This window comes from Paralimibaculum aggregatum (genome assembly GCF_030270585.1).
GTDB lineage: Bacteria > Pseudomonadota > Alphaproteobacteria > Rhodobacterales > Rhodobacteraceae > Thermohalobaculum > Thermohalobaculum aggregatum.
This window is the reverse complement of record NZ_BSYI01000019.1, coordinates 1-13,634: the sequence shown is the minus strand read 5'-3', so window position 1 is coordinate 13,634 and position 13,634 is coordinate 1. Positions and strand designations below refer to the sequence as shown.

Genomic DNA, 13,634 nt, shown 5'->3' with positions numbered 1-13,634 from the left:
GGCTCAGGCGTTCCCGAGCCCGGCCGCGACCTCCTGCACATAGGCCCCGAAGGCGTCGCGCAGATCCTCCCGGGCCAGCGCGAAGGCCACCGTGGCGCGCAGATAGCCGGCCTTGGAGCCGCAGTCGAAGCGCTCGCCGGCGAAGCGGTAGCCGAACACCCCGGGCCCGACATCGACCTGCTCGGCGATGGCATCGGTGAGCTGGATCTCGCCGCCGGCGCCGCGCTTGCGCGCCGAGAGGCTCTCCATCACCTGCGGCGTCAGGATGTAGCGCCCGATCACCGCGGTGCGCGAGGGCGCCGCCTCGGGCGCCGGCTTCTCCACCATGCCGCGGGCGCGCACCCGGGCGCCGTCGTCCTCGGCGATGTCGAGCACGCCGTAGCTCCTGGTCTCGGCCGGCGCGACATCCATGGCGGCAACCATGCAGCCGCCCTCATAGGCCTCGACCATCTGCTGCAGGCAGGGCCTGTCGCCGGCGATCACGTCGTCCGGCAGGATCACCGCGAAGGGCTCGTCGCCGATCAGCCGCCGCGCGCACCACACCGCATGGCCGAGGCCGAGCGCCTCCTGCTGGCGGATATAGGCGATGGCGCCGGAGGGCATGGTGGCCTTGTCGACCTCGGCGAGGAGATCGTCCTTGCCCTTCTCGCGCAGCTCGCGCTCCAGCGTCGGCGCGGCGTCGAAGTAGTCCTCGAGCGCGCTCTTGCCGCGGGCGGTGACGAAGATGAACTCGGTGATTCCGGCGGCGCGGGCCTCGTCGATGGCATACTGGATCAGCGGGCGGTCGACGAGCGGCAGCATCTCCTTCGGCATCGCCTTTGTCGCCGGCAGGAAGCGGGTGCCGAGACCGGCCACGGGAAACACGGCCTTGGTGATCGGGGCTGTCATCGTCTCGTCCTCCAAACGTCTCCGGGTGAAACTTCTCCCGAACCTGCACCGCCAAGGATGCGCATTTCGTGACCGGATGCACGATGTTCCGGCATCGGTGCGGAGCGGCCGCGCGCCTGGTGCCGGCGCGCCGCCTCAGACCAGCCCGCGCCGGGCCAGCGCGGCCTCGACGGTGGGCACGTCCTCGGGGTTGTTGAGCTCCCAGAACTCGGCCCCGCCGGCCTCCACCTCGACGCACTGGATCGGCATCCCGGCCTCGAGGAAGCGCAGCTGCTCCAGCCCCTCGCAGCGCTCGAGCACCCCGGGCGCGGCGGCAAGATAGCGCTCGAGCGCGTCGCGCCGATAGGCATAGACCCCGACATGGTGGAACACCGGCACCGTCTCCTCCGCCGCCGGCAGCGCCGGCAGGAAGGGCAGCACCTCCTTGGAGAAGTAGAGCGCGCGGCCGGCATGGTCGAAGACCGCGGTGGTGGCGCCGACGCGGCCGGCCCTGCGGTCCTCGCGGAAGCGGGCGAGCGAGGCATGGTCGCAGCGCAGCACCGGGGTGGCCACGGCGATCTCGTGATGCGCCCGCATCGCGGCGATCAGCGCCTCGACGAAGCCCGGCGGCGTCAGCGGCGCGTCGCCCTGGAGGTTGACCACGATCTCCGGCGCCGGGTCGAGCGTCGCCGCCGCCTCGGCGCAGCGCTCGGTGCCGTTGGCGCAGTCCGGCGAGGTCATCACCACCGGCGCGCCGAAGCGGGCGGCCTCCTCGGCGATGCGGCCGTCATCGGTGACGACGGCGCGGTGATCGACCCCGCGCACCGCCAGCGCCGCCTCCCAGCTCCGCGCGATCAGCGTCTTGGCGACCCCGGTGGCGCCCTTCAGCGGCGCCAGCGGCTTGCCGGGAAAGCGCTGCGAGGCATAGCGCGCCGGGATCAGCAGCGCGACCGTCACGGCCCGGTCTCCGCCGCGGTCTCCGGCTCCACCAGCGCGACCCCGGGTGCATGGGCGATGAAGAAGCCGTTCTCGTAGCCCGGCTTGCCATAGCCGAAGGGTGCATGGTCCGCGAAGCGCACCACCCGGCCGCCGGCGGCGGCGAGCACCGCATGGCCCGCCGCGGTGTCCCATTCCATGGTGCGGCCGAGGCGGGGATAGAGATCCGCCTCCCCCGCCGCCACCAGGCAGAACTTGAGCGAGGAGCCGGCGGAGACGAAATCCGCCACCGGATAGCGCGCGATATAGGCATCCGTCGCGGCGTCGCGGTGGGATTTCGAGGCCACCACGCGCAGCCCCGCCGGGTCCGGCGCCGCGACCGCGACGGCGCGCGACGAGCCGGGGACAACAGCGCCCGCCTCCACCGTCTCCTCGGTGGCGCGGCCGGCGATGCCGAGAAAGAGCCGCCCCTTGGCCGGGGCATAGACCACCCCGGCCACCGGGCGCCCGCCCTCGATCAGCGCGATGTTGACGGTGAAATCCCCGCCGCGGCGGACGAATTCCTTGGTGCCGTCGAGCGGGTCCACCAGGAAGAAGGCGCCCGCCACCGCGCGGTGGCTGGCGGCCTGCTCCTCGGTGACGGCGGGGATCTCGGGAAAGGCCTCGGCCAGCCCCCCGGCGATGATCCGGTCGGCGGCGAGATCGGCCTCGGTCACCGGGCTGGCATCGGCCTTGGCGGCGACATCCATCTCGGCGCGGCCATAGACCTCGAGGATCGCGGCGCCGGCGGCGAGGGAAAGGCGGCGGAAAACCTCCGCCAGACGGTCGGGATCTGGGGTCATGGGGCTCCCTTCTGCGGCTCGCCCCGCTATAGGCGAGCGCGCCCGATTTGGCGAGCCCCCCGGGCCGCGGGCGGCCTTGCGGCGGGCCCGCGCGGCTAGTAGGCAGTCGGGTGGTCCGCCGCCCTCATGGAGAGATGCCGCCGATGCCCGAACTGCTCCGCCACGATGCCCCGGATTTCGAGGCCCGTTTCGCGCGGCTGGTCTCCGACGAGCGGGCCGCCGGCGCGGATGTGCGCGACGCGGTGGCCGAGATCCTCGCCGATATCCGGGCGCGCGGCATCGCCGCGGTGATCGAGCGCACCCGCCTGTTCGACCGCTGGGAGGCGACCGAGGCGAGCCTCGCCGTCACCGCGGAGGAGATCGACGCGGCGGTGGCCGAGGTGGCGCCGGAGCGGCTCGAGGCGCTGGAGCTCGCCGCCGAGCGGATCCGCGCATACCACATCCGCCAGATGCCCGGGGATGCCGACTGGACCGATGCTGCCGGCGCGCGGCTCGGCTGGCGCTGGGGCCCGGTGGATGCGGCGGGGCTCTATGTGCCGGGCGGGCTCGCCTCCTATCCCTCGAGCCTGCTGATGAACGCGATCCCGGCGAAGGTGGCCGGCGTCGGGCGGCTCGCGGTCTGCGCGCCCTGCCCCGAGGGCCGGCTCAACCCGCTGGTGCTGGCGGCGGCGCGGGTCGCCGGGATCGACGAGATCTGGCGCATCGGCGGCGCGCAGGCGATCGGCGCGCTGGCCTATGGCGCCGGGCCGATCCGCGGCGTCGACAAGATCACCGGCCCCGGCAACGCCTATGTGGCGGAGGCCAAGCGGCAGGTCTTCGGCCGCGTCGGCATCGACATGATCGCCGGGCCCTCGGAGGTGCTGGTGATCGCCGATGCCGGCAACGACCCGGACTGGCTGGCGATGGATCTCCTGGCCCAGGCCGAGCATGACAGCCGTGCCCAATCGATCCTGGTGACCGACGACGCGGCGCTGGCCGAGGCGGTGCCGGCGGCGGTGGAGCGTGCGCTGCAACGGCTCTCGCGGGCCGGGATCGCCGGCGCGAGCTGGCGCGACTACGGCGGGGTGATCCTGGTCGACACGCTGGCACGGGCCGCCGAGATCGCCAACCGCGTGGCGCCGGAGCATCTCGAGCTCTGCGTCGCCGACCCGGAAGCGCTGATGGGGCAGATCCGCCATGCCGGCGCGATCTTCCTCGGCCGGCACACCCCGGAGGCCATCGGGGACTATGTGGGCGGGCCGAATCACGTGCTGCCGACCGCCGGCTCGGCGCGGTTCTCCTCCGGGCTCTCGGTGCTCGACTTCCTGAAACGCACCACGCTGGCGGCGCTCGACGGCGGCGCGCTGGCGGCGCTCGGCCCGGCGGCGGAGACGCTGGCCGAGGCCGAGGGACTCGAGGCGCACGGGCTCTCGGTGGCGCTGCGCCGGGCGGATGCGGGATGAGCGGCGGGTTCGGCCCGGCGGACCGGCTGGAACGCGTCGCGCTGACCGAGGCGGCACCGCTGCCGCGCACGCCGGAGATGCAGCAGGAGCTCGACGTCGCGCTGTTCGACCTGGCGGAGGACAACCGCTTCCGCCCGGCCGGGCAGGTCGAGGCCGGGCCGTTCAGCCTCGGCATCGGGCTCGAGGGGCGGCACCTGGCGCTGGAGATCGCCGCGGCGGCCGGGCCGGCGCTGGCGCCGCTGCGCCTGCCGCTGGCGCCCTTCCGCGAGGCGATCGAGGATTATGCTGCGATCACAGAGCGTTACTTCGACGCGGTGCGGGCGCTGCCGCGCGCCGAGATCGAGGCGCTCGACCAGACCCGGCGCGAGATCCATGACGAGGGCGCGCGGCTGCTGGTGGCGCGGCTCGACGGCGCGGTGGAGACCGACCATGCCACCGCGCGGCGGCTCTTCACGGTGATCTGCGCCCTGTCGCAGCCCGGCTGATCCCGACCCTTTACCTTTCATTTACTTGTTCTGACGCGGATTGTCCCGAAACGATCCGCATATGTTGAATGCTTTGCATTATATTGGTGAACAACGGTTCACCATGACGCGGTTATGGTGTATGCATGACTTCATCGAGTTCTTAATGCGGAGCAGTGCCATGGGTATCGCGGAGATCGATGTCTCGGACTTCACCTTCCTGCTGCACGAGGGGGAGAGCCACGATCCGGCCTGGCTCGCGCTGGTCGAGGGCCTCGGCTGGATCGGCGAGCTGGCGCTGCGGCTCGGCCCGGCGGCGCTGGTCGGGCTCGTCGTGGGCTATGCGGGATACCGGCTGACCCTCGGCTTCGCGCGGCGGATGATCGAGCACCGCTAGGCCCGCCAATTCGCCCCGGAATGGTCGCTCTGCGGCGGCGTGTCGTCGGGGGACTTGCTTTTATCCGTGGTTGAGCCCATTTTCCGCGCCGACGGGTTCCCCACGGAGACAAGATGTCAAAAGAAGAGACTCTCGAGTTCCCGGGCGTCGTGACCGAACTGCTTCCGAACGCGACCTTCCGGGTCAAGCTCGAGAACGGGCACGAGATCATTGCCCATACCGCCGGCAAGATGCGCAAGAACAGGATTCGCGTGCTCGCCGGGGACAAGGTGCAGGTCGAGATGACGCCCTATGACCTGACCAAGGGGCGCATCACCTACCGCTTCAAGTGAGACCGTGAGCGCGGGCAGGGCCCGGACGGGCGCAACCGTGCCGACCGGGGAGGTCGGCGCGGCCGGGGCATCGAGCCCCGCCCGCACCGGCGGCACCGGCTCCGCCGATGCCGCGGCGCCCGTGGCGGATGCCGCGGCTTCGGTCCCGCGGCTGGTCCTCGGCTCGGCCTCGCCGCGCAGGCTGGACCTGCTGGCGCAGATCGGCGTGGTGCCGGATGCAGTGCTGCCTGCGGAGATCGACGAAACCCCCGGGCCGGGCGAGCTGCCGCGCGACTATGTCGCCCGCATGGCACGTGAGAAGGCCGCCGCGGTCGCCAGGGCCGCGGGCGACGGTGCCGGCCTGGTGCTGGCGGCGGACACGGTGGTGTTTGCCGGGCGCCGGATCCTCGGCAAGCCGGCGGATGCGGCGGAGGCCGCGGCCTTCCTCTACCTGCTGTCGGGGCGCCGTCACCGGGTGGCGACCGCGGTCTGCCTGCTCTGCCCCGATGGCGCGCGCGCGCGGCTGGTGGAGACGCGGGTGCGGATGAAGCGCCTTTCCGACGCCGAGATCTCCGCCTATCTGCGCTCCGGCGAGTGGCGCGGCAAGGCGGGGGGCTATGCGATCCAGGGCATTGCCGGGGCCTTCGTGTCGGAGATCATCGGCAGCTACACCGCTGTCGTCGGCCTGCCGCTGGCCGAGACCGCGGCGCTGCTCGCGGGCAACGGCTATCCGCTGCGCTTCGAGGGGCCGGCGGCGTGACATGACCCGCCATCTCCTGATCGACCGGGTCTCCGGCCGGCCGGCGGCGGCGCTGCTCGTCGACGGACGGCTCGAGGACCTGCTGGTCGACCCGCCGGCCGGCGATGCCATGCCGCGGCCGGGCGAGATCCTCGCCGCGAAGATCGACCGGCTGGTGCCGAAGCTCGGGGCCGCCTTCGTGGCGCTGGGCGGCGGGCGCACGGGTTTCCTGCGCGAGGCCAGAGGGCGGCGCGCAGGCGAGCGGCTGGCGGTGCAGGTGGTGAGCCATCCCGAGGCCGGCAAGGCCAGCCCGGTGACCGCGCGCATCCTCCACAAGGGCCGGCGGCTGATCCACACCCCCGGTGCGCCGGGGATCAATCTCTCGCGCCAGATCCGCGATGCCGACGAGCGCGCGCGGCTCACGGCGGTGGTCGAGGGCTGGGAGCCGGGGCCGGAGATCGCGCCCGAAGCGCTGCGCGCGGCGCTGCGCGGGATGGCGCGGGGCGACGGCACGATCCTGCGCACCGCGGCGATCGGGGCGGCCGAGGCGGAGCTTGCGGCGGAGCTCGGGCAGCTGCTGCTGGAGCGCGCGGCGCTCGAGGGGTTGGACGGTGCCGCCGTCCCGCCCGCCGGCAGCCCTTCGGTGCGCGAGGCGCTGAGGGACTGGACCGACCCGGTGCCGCGGATCCTCGTCGGCCGCGAGACCTGGCATGAACTCGCCGGGGAGCTCGAACGGGCCGGTGCGGTCTCGGCCGATCTGCGGGCGGCGATGCAGCGCTTCGACGGGCCGGACCTCTTCGACCATCACGGCCTCTGGGAGGCGATCGAGGCGCTGCGCAGCCCGCGCGCCGCGCTGCCGTCCGGCGGCTGGATGCAGATCGAGCCGACCGCGGCACTGGTGGCGGTGGATGTGAACACCGGCGGCGGCTTCCAGGGCGGCGATGCGCTGACCGCCAATCTCGAGGCGGTGCGGGAGCTGCCGCGGCAGCTCCGCCTGCGCGGCCTCGGCGGCATCGTGGCGCTCGATCTCGCGCCGCTGCCGAAGCGCGACCGGAAACGGCTGGAGGATGCGCTGAGGACCGCGCTGCGGCGCGACCCGGTGGAGACGAGCCTTGCCGGCTGGACCCCGCTCGGCCTCGTCGAGCTGCAGCGCAAGCGCGAGCGCCGGCCGATCCTCGAGCTGATCTGAGCCGGCGCGCGCGCCCTCAGGGCCAGAACGGGCCGGTTTCCTTGAACGCCTTCCAGAGCTGCTTGGCCGCCTCCCAGGAGCGCCGCGCCCGCTCGGTCCGCACGCCGATCACGAAGCCTGCCGCCCGTGCCGCCGGCACCGAATCGCTGCCCGGGCCGTTCTCGGCGCGGAACATCTCCTCCGCCATCGCCGCGTCCTGCAGGTCTCCGAAGATCTCCTGCAGCGCCTTCAGCCGCCGGACGAAGGGCTTCACCTTCTTCTCCGGGAAGATCGGCGCGAAGAATTCCACCGCATAGCGCAGCTTCTTCAGCTCCTTGCGGAGATCGTGGCGGGCGTCGATCTCGAGCGTGCCGATCTTCTCGCCGCGCCGCATGACACGGGCGAGCCGGCCGTCGAGCGCCTCCGCCGCGGCAGCGCCGAGCGGCCGGGCGAGGCGCGTCGTCTGCTCCCAGTCGCCCGGGTCGAGCCAGCCGCGGGTGGCGATGTATTCGCCGAGATCGAGCAGCAGCGCCCAGACCCGCGGGCCGGCCAGCGTCTGGCGCAGATCGGCCCGCGCCTCGGCGAGCTTGCGCGCCAGCGAGGCGGCCAGCGCATCGGCGCCGGGCTCGCCGGGCATCTCCTCGCGCAGCGGGCCGAGGATATCGGCATGGGCGACGTCGAGATCGCGCACCCGCCCGGCCTCGTGGCCGAGCCAGCGGGCCTCGTTGTCGAGATGCGCGAGCCGGTCGCCGCCGAGAGTGCCGCCGAAGACCAGCAGCGCCGAGCGCAGCCGCCGCAGCCCGATGCGGAGCTGGTGCGGGCCCTCCGGATCGTCGGAGGCGATCACCACGGGGATGTTCGCCGCGAGCTGCTCGAGGCATTCCGAGAGCACCTCGCGCGCGCCCTGCTCGGCGGTCATGTCGGCATGCAGCGCCACCCCGGCGGCATTGCGCGGCGCCACCGCGGAGGGATCGTGCCCCGCCGCGAGGCGCCCGCCGCGCTCGGCCTTGGTCAGCAGCGAGGGGCGCACGCCGCCCTCCGGGAAGAGCTCGCGGGCGACCTCGAAGACCGCCGCCGCCTGGCCGGAGAGCAGCTCGATCTCCACCTCGCTGAGCGGCGCCGTGCGCTCCCCGGCGCGGATCTCGCCCTCGTCCACCGCGAGCTCGACCTCGCCGAGCCGCGGCAGCGAGAGGCGCCGGGTGGTGCGGCGGATCGCCGTCTCGAAGCGGACCTCCGGCGTCGCGCCGGCAAGCGCGGTGAGGATCACGCTGCGCAGGCCCTCGTCCGGCACCGCATCGGGATCGGCGACCGGCGCGTCGATCCCGACGGTGCTCTCGACGGCCTCCATCAGCCCGGCGCCGCGGCCGCGGCGGGCCTTGGCGGTCTGCACCCAGCCGTCGCCGTCATGGCGCAGGCGGAGCGCGATGTCGGCCCGCGCCAGCGCCTGGCCGGGGGTGTCGAGATAGAGCGTGCGCAGGACGCGCGTCTCCGCCGGGCCCGCCGCGAGGCGCTGCACCGAGGGGTGCCCGTCGAGCCGCGCCGCCTGATCGGGCGCGATCTCGATCTTCAGTTCGATTTCTCTCATGCCGTTCCGCGCGAATTGTGACAATCGTGTGACATGGGGTCGAATGCTACTAATGTCAATATCTTACGCGAAACCGGCGGGATCTGGATGACCCTACTTGGCGCTCAGCGGCCGGGCAGCGGCGGCGCGGGCCGGACCGGCGCCGGCTCGCGCGGGTCGCGGGCCTCGCCGCTGCGCCCGGGCTTCGGCGGATTGGCCAGCCAGCGCAGGTCCTCGACGATCAGGTAGAGCGCGGGGATCAGGAACAGCACGATGACGGTCGCGAAGAGGATGCCGTATCCGAGCGAGACCGCCATCGGAATCAGGAATTTCGCCTGGCGCGAGGTCTCGAAGATCATCGGCGCGAGCCCGCCGAAGGTGGTCAGCGTGGTCAGCAGGATCGGGCGGAAGCGGCGCTGCCCGGCCTGCCAGATCGCGTCGAAGGCCGGCAGCCCGGCGAGCCGCGCCCGGTTGGCATGGTCGATCATCACGATTGCCGCGTTGATCACCACGCCGGAGAGCGCGATCACCCCGAACAGCGAGACCATCGAGAGCGCCATGCCCATCAGCATGTGCCCGAGCACCGCCCCGACCACGCCGAAGGGGATCGCCGCCATCACGATCACCGGCTGCACATAGGAGCGGAACGGCACCGCGAGCAGCGCATAGATCAGCGCCAGCGTCAGCGGGATGGAGAAGGTCGTGAAGCTGTCCATCGTCTTCTGCTGCGTCTCCTGGCGCCCGCCGAAGCGCCAGCCGAGGCCGGGATGATCGGCCTTCAGCGCCGGCAGCACGGTCTCGCGCAGCGCCGTCTCGATGCGGTTGGCCATCTCCTCGGGCTCGATCTCGCCGGTCACGGTGACGATGCGGCGGCCGTCCTCGCGGGCGATCTCGGCGGCGCTGCGCGAACGCTCGAGCGCGGCGACCTGCGGCAGCGGCGCGGTGCCGCCATCGGGGGTGCGGATCAGCAGCGCGGCGAGATCGGCCTCGGCCCGGCGCTCCTCGGCCACCAGGCGCACGCGGACGGTGACCTCGTTGCGCCCGTCCTGCTGGGCCAGCGCCTCGACGCCGAGAAACGCCGCGCGCACCTGCCGGCCGACCTCCTCCGCGGTGAGGCCGAGGGTGCGCCCGGCCTCAGTGATGCGGAAGGCGATCTGGGTCTTGCCCGGGGTGAAGCCGTCCTCGACATCGCGCACCGCGGCGAAATCGCCGAGCCGGGCGGCAAGGTCGCGCGCCGCCGCGGCCAGCGCCGCCTCGTCGACATGCGAGAGCTGCACCGCGACGCCGGCAGCGCCGCCCGGCCCGCCGAAGGAGGCGCTGAAGCGCCGGCTCCGGGCCTCCGGGATCGGGCCGAGCGCGGCGCGCCATTTCTCGGTGAAGGCGGCGGTGGTGATCGGCCTCGCCTCGCCGGGCACGAGATAGGCGCGCACGGTGATCTTCGGCATCTCGACCAGCGCATGCACGCCGCGTCCCAGCGCCGGCCCGCCATTCTCCGCCACCACCCGCCGGGCGGCGGCCACCATCCGGTCGCGCACCGCGAGGGCCAACCGGTCGGGCGCGCTGATCGGCAGCGTCACGGTGAGCTGGGCATAGTCCCGCGGGATCGAGGGAAACAGGCTGAAGCCGAGGCGCCCGGAGGCCGGCCAGGCCAGCACCACCAGCGCCGCCGCGATCATCAGCGCCGCGGTGGCATAGCGCCAGGACAGCGCCAGCCGCAGCAGCGGGCCATAGATCCGCCGCACCCCCCAGGCGAGCCCGGCCGAGACCCGCCGCTGGATGCGCTCGATGCGCCAGGGCCGGTGCTCCGCCCCCCGCGGCGTCACCCCGGCGAGATGCGCCGGCAGCACGAAGAGCGCCTCGATCCACGACAGCAGGAAGGCGCTGGCGACCACGATCGGGATCCAGACGAAGAACTTGCCGAAGGCCCCGGGGATCAGCGCCAGCGGCAGGAAGGCGGCGATGTTGGTGAGGATCGAGAAGGCCAGCGGGGTCGCGATGTCGCGCGCGCCCTGGATCGCCGCCTCGAGCCGGCCCATGCCGCGCTCCATGTATTCGTAGATGTTCTCGCCGACCACGATGGCGTCGTCGACCACGATGCCGAGCGCCAGGATGAAGGCGAACATCGTCACCATGTTGAGCGAGGCGCCGGTGCCCGGCAGGAACAGGAAGGTGCCGAGAAACGCGGTCGGGATGCCCACCGCGACCCAGAAGGCGAGCCGGTATTCGAGGAACAGGCTCAGCACCAGCAGCACCAAGATCAGCCCGATGAAGCCGTTCTTCAGCAGCAGCTCGAGCCGGCCGCGATAGATCTCGGCATCGTCGTCGGTGATCGCCACGCGAAACGCCTCCGGCAGCGTCGCCATGGCGCCGGGCAGCGCCGCGCGCACCGCCTCGGAGACGGTGATCGGGGTCTCGGCGCCGGTGCGGAAGATGCCGAGCTCCACCGAGGGCAGCCCGTCGAAGCTCGCATGGGTGCCGGTATCGGCGAAGCCGCGGCGCACGGCGGCGATGTCGCCGAGGCGCAGCAGCGGCCCGCCGGCATCGGCGATCAGCACCGTCGCGGCGAAATCCTCCGGCGTGTCGCGGCGGTCGTCGAGGCGCAGCAGCAGGTCCTCGCCGCGGGTCTCGATGCTGCCGCCGCCGCGCTCCACCGCGCTCTGGCGCAGCCGTGCCGCGACCTCCTCCAGCGTCAGGCCATGGGCCAGCAGCGCGCCCTGGCGCATCTCCACATGGATCTCGAGCTCGCGGGTGCCGGCGAACTCGACCTGGCTGATGCCGTCCTCGAGCAGCAGCGCCCGGCGCAGTTCCTCCGCCGCCATGCGCAGGGCGTGGGGATCGACATCGCCGTGCAGCTGCAGCTCCATCACCCGGCGCTTGGCCACGACGAGGCGGACCTCCGGCTTCTCGGCATCCTCGGGGAAGGTGGTGATGCGGTCCACCGCCTGCTCGATCTCGGAATAGACCACGCGGCGGTCGCGCTCCGGGGCGATCTCGGCGATCACGCTGGTGGCGCCCTCGCGTGCCGTGGCAGTGATCTTCTCGATGCCCTCGATGCCGCCCAGCTCGTCCTCGATGGCCAGCGTCACCGCACTCTCCACCTCCTCCGGCGTCGCGCCGGGCAGCGCTACCGAGACCACCACCGTGTCGGTCTCGTAGGCCGGGAAGATCTCCTGGGTGATCCGGTTGGCGAAGAGCAGCCCGCCGAGCAGCATCAGCAGCATCAGGAGATTGGGCGCGACGCCGTGGCGCGCCATCCAGCCGATCGGCCCGGGGCGCTGCAGCCGCGCGGCGGCGGCGGTCATCCGCCCGGCCCGGCGACGCGGATCGCCATGCCGTCGGCGGCGGCGGCGAAACGGGTGGTCACGATGCGCTCGCCGGGCGCGAGGCCGGCCGTCACCAGCGCCTCGTCCGGGCCGCGCCAGGCGACGGTGACCGGGCGGATCTCCAGCCGGCCGTCGGCGGCGATCCAGAGCGTGTCGCCATCGCGCAGCCAGTGCGGGTCGATCGCCACCGCCTCCGCCAGCCGCGGCACCTCGATGCGCGCCTCGAGCAGGCTGCCGAGCAGCAGCCGCGGTGCATTGGCAGGGTCGTGGGCGAGCGGGTCCTCGACCTCGAGGATCAGCTCCGCCATCCGGCCGACGGCGCTGAGCCCGCCCTTGAGCTGCGCGATCCGCGCCGTGCGGCGCTGTCCCTCGGGCCAGATCCCGGGCTGGCTCAGCGTGACCCGCGGCGGCGCGCCCGGCCGGGTCAGCCAGCCGAGCGCGGCGGGCGGGATCGCGGCGACGACGCGGAACCGTTCGGTCGCGACCAGCCGGGCGATCTCGGTGCCGGCCATCAGCACGGTGCCGCGCGCCGCGGTCTCGCTCTCCACCAGCGCATCGAACGGGGCGGTCAGGGTCAGCTTCTCGGCGCGCAGGCGGGCGGCATCGCGGCGCGCCATGGCGGCGTCGCGCTGGGCGGTCAGCTCCGCCATCTGCGGCTCGCGCAGGATCAGCGCGCGCTGCTCGTCGGTGATGCCGCCGCGGATCGGGCTCCGCCGCAGGTCGCGCTCGGCGCGGTCACGCTGCCCCGCCTCCTGCCGGATCAATGCCGTGATGCGGGCGATCTCGGCCTCCGCCTCGGCGATCTCGAGCCGGGTCTGGCGGTCGTCGAGCCGCAGCAGGACATCCCCCGCCGCGACCTCGCCGCCCGGGGTCAGCCGGTCGGAGACCTCGAGCGCGCGGCCGCCGATCTCCGGGCGCAGCACCAGCCGGCGGGACGGCTCGACCACGCCCCAGGCGCGCAGCACTGGGCCGGTCGTCGCGGCTCGCGCCGCCGCCACCTCGACGAGGCGGGCACGCCGCTCCGGCGCCTCGCGGGCGGCCTCGGGGGCACCGAGATAGACCTCGCGCGCATATTCGGCGCCGGCGAGCAGGATCGCCACCGGCAGCGCCGCGCGCAGCACGAAACCGGCGGCGCGGTGCCAGAGCGGCGCGCGCCGCCGCGCGGTCTCGTCATGGGCCATCGGGTCGGGGCGCGCATACATCCGTGCTGGGCCTCGCGGACGGGCCGGGGGTTTCCGGCGTCTGGTCGAGGATATAACGTGGGCCGGCGATTTGTCCGTCGAGTTTGGGAGCGGCTGCGATGACCAAGGGCCGAACGGCGCCGAAATGTCCGATCTGCGGCGCGCCGCGGGAGGCGAAGTGGCGCCCCTTCTGCTCGAAGCGCTGCGCCGATGTCGATCTCGGCAAGTGGCTGAAGGGCGCCTATGCGGTGCCCTCGGACGAACCTGCGCCCGAGGATCCGGGCTCCGGCGAACGCTGAACCGGCGCCGTCTCGGCCCGCGCCAGGGCGGCCTCGCGGGCGCTGCGCCGCGCTGCGCCGAGCAGCCGGCCGAGCGTCTTCTCCCGCGCGATGGTCTCGGC

Annotated in this window: 13 protein-coding genes; 7 read left to right on the top strand and 6 right to left on the bottom strand. The window is 73.3% G+C overall.

Annotated elements, in window-relative coordinates:
- Positions 1–3: 3 nt before the first annotated feature.
- The 3 genes from QSJ97_RS12920 to cysQ form a co-directional block, all read right to left on the bottom strand.
- Positions 4–888 carry a UTP--glucose-1-phosphate uridylyltransferase gene (locus QSJ97_RS12920; protein ID WP_285672190.1) on the bottom strand — a complete coding sequence of 295 codons (885 nt, stop codon included), beginning with the start codon at positions 886–888 and terminating at the stop codon, positions 4–6.
- A 135-nt stretch (positions 889–1,023) separates the two neighbouring features.
- Positions 1,024–1,824, bottom strand: a complete 801-nt coding sequence (locus QSJ97_RS12915; RefSeq protein WP_285672189.1) for a 3-deoxy-manno-octulosonate cytidylyltransferase — start codon at positions 1,822–1,824, stop codon at positions 1,024–1,026.
- Positions 1,821–2,645: a 3'(2'),5'-bisphosphate nucleotidase CysQ gene (gene cysQ / locus QSJ97_RS12910; protein WP_285672188.1), complete on the bottom strand. Its 825-nt coding sequence runs from the start codon at positions 2,643–2,645 to the stop codon at positions 1,821–1,823. Before cysQ ends, QSJ97_RS12915 begins: the two co-directional genes overlap by 4 nt.
- Positions 2,646–2,788: 143 nt before the next feature.
- Between cysQ and hisD the strand changes: the two genes are divergently transcribed.
- The 6 genes from hisD to QSJ97_RS12880 all read left to right on the top strand — a co-directional run bounded on the left by hisD (position 2,789) and on the right by QSJ97_RS12880 (position 7,187).
- On the top strand, positions 2,789–4,087 hold the full coding sequence (hisD, locus tag QSJ97_RS12905; RefSeq protein ID WP_285672187.1) for a histidinol dehydrogenase: 1,299 nt from the start codon (positions 2,789–2,791) through the stop codon (positions 4,085–4,087).
- The gene (locus QSJ97_RS12900) at positions 4,084–4,572 is read left to right on the top strand and encodes a UPF0262 family protein (RefSeq protein ID WP_285672186.1); all 489 of its coding nucleotides are present in this window, start codon (positions 4,084–4,086) and stop codon (positions 4,570–4,572) included. Before hisD ends, QSJ97_RS12900 begins: the two co-directional genes overlap by 4 nt.
- A 160-nt stretch (positions 4,573–4,732) precedes the next feature.
- Positions 4,733–4,948: a hypothetical protein gene (locus QSJ97_RS12895; protein ID WP_285672185.1), complete on the top strand. Its 216-nt coding sequence runs from the start codon at positions 4,733–4,735 to the stop codon at positions 4,946–4,948.
- Between the two features lie 113 nt (positions 4,949–5,061).
- Positions 5,062–5,280 carry a translation initiation factor IF-1 gene (gene infA, locus QSJ97_RS12890; RefSeq protein ID WP_285672184.1) on the top strand — a complete coding sequence of 73 codons (219 nt, stop codon included), beginning with the start codon at positions 5,062–5,064 and terminating at the stop codon, positions 5,278–5,280.
- Between the two features lie 121 nt (positions 5,281–5,401).
- Entirely contained in the window at positions 5,402–6,019 is a 618-nt protein-coding gene (locus tag QSJ97_RS12885; RefSeq protein ID WP_285672264.1) for a Maf family protein, read from the top strand.
- A 1-nt stretch (position 6,020) separates the two neighbouring features.
- The gene (locus tag QSJ97_RS12880; protein ID WP_285672183.1) at positions 6,021–7,187 is read left to right on the top strand and encodes a ribonuclease E/G; all 1,167 of its coding nucleotides are present in this window, start codon (positions 6,021–6,023) and stop codon (positions 7,185–7,187) included.
- 16 nt (positions 7,188–7,203) lie between these two features.
- On the opposite strand, the gene QSJ97_RS12875 is transcribed toward QSJ97_RS12880, so the two are convergent.
- The 3 genes from QSJ97_RS12875 to QSJ97_RS12865 form a co-directional block, all read right to left on the bottom strand.
- Positions 7,204–8,751 carry a CYTH and CHAD domain-containing protein gene (locus tag QSJ97_RS12875; RefSeq protein WP_285672182.1) on the bottom strand — a complete coding sequence of 516 codons (1,548 nt, stop codon included), beginning with the start codon at positions 8,749–8,751 and terminating at the stop codon, positions 7,204–7,206.
- Positions 8,752–8,855: 104 nt separating this feature from the next.
- Positions 8,856–12,032 (bottom strand): efflux RND transporter permease subunit, encoded by a 3,177-nt coding sequence (locus tag QSJ97_RS12870; RefSeq protein WP_285672181.1) that lies wholly within the window; start codon positions 12,030–12,032, stop codon positions 8,856–8,858.
- A complete protein-coding gene (locus QSJ97_RS12865) occupies positions 12,029–13,255 on the bottom strand; it encodes an efflux RND transporter periplasmic adaptor subunit (RefSeq protein ID WP_285672180.1) in 1,227 nt (408 codons plus the stop codon). The genes QSJ97_RS12870 and QSJ97_RS12865 overlap by 4 nt, the downstream gene beginning before the upstream one ends.
- 98 nt (positions 13,256–13,353) lie before the next feature.
- Here QSJ97_RS12865 and QSJ97_RS12860 point away from each other — a divergent pair, with 98 nt between their 5' ends.
- Complete coding sequence (locus tag QSJ97_RS12860) at positions 13,354–13,533, top strand: DNA gyrase inhibitor YacG (RefSeq protein WP_285672179.1); 180 nt, start codon at positions 13,354–13,356, stop codon at positions 13,531–13,533.
- Positions 13,534–13,634: the final 101 nt, after the last annotated feature.

Coding starts and splice junctions, on each gene's coding strand:
- QSJ97_RS12895 (WP_285672185.1), top strand. CDS start 4,733: ATGGGTATCGCGGAGATCGATGTCTCGGACTTCACCTTCCTGCTGCAC.
- QSJ97_RS12875 (WP_285672182.1), bottom strand. CDS start 8,751: ATGAGAGAAATCGAACTGAAGATCGAGATCGCGCCCGATCAGGCGGCG.
- cysQ (WP_285672188.1), bottom strand. CDS start 2,645: ATGACCCCAGATCCCGACCGTCTGGCGGAGGTTTTCCGCCGCCTTTCC.
- QSJ97_RS12920 (WP_285672190.1), bottom strand. CDS start 888: ATGACAGCCCCGATCACCAAGGCCGTGTTTCCCGTGGCCGGTCTCGGC.
- QSJ97_RS12860 (WP_285672179.1), top strand. CDS start 13,354: ATGACCAAGGGCCGAACGGCGCCGAAATGTCCGATCTGCGGCGCGCCG.
- QSJ97_RS12865 (WP_285672180.1), bottom strand. CDS start 13,255: ATGTATGCGCGCCCCGACCCGATGGCCCATGACGAGACCGCGCGGCGG.
- infA (WP_285672184.1), top strand. CDS start 5,062: ATGTCAAAAGAAGAGACTCTCGAGTTCCCGGGCGTCGTGACCGAACTG.
- QSJ97_RS12900 (WP_285672186.1), top strand. CDS start 4,084: ATGAGCGGCGGGTTCGGCCCGGCGGACCGGCTGGAACGCGTCGCGCTG.
- QSJ97_RS12880 (WP_285672183.1), top strand. CDS start 6,021: ATGACCCGCCATCTCCTGATCGACCGGGTCTCCGGCCGGCCGGCGGCG.
- hisD (WP_285672187.1), top strand. CDS start 2,789: ATGCCCGAACTGCTCCGCCACGATGCCCCGGATTTCGAGGCCCGTTTC.
- QSJ97_RS12870 (WP_285672181.1), bottom strand. CDS start 12,032: ATGACCGCCGCCGCCGCGCGGCTGCAGCGCCCCGGGCCGATCGGCTGG.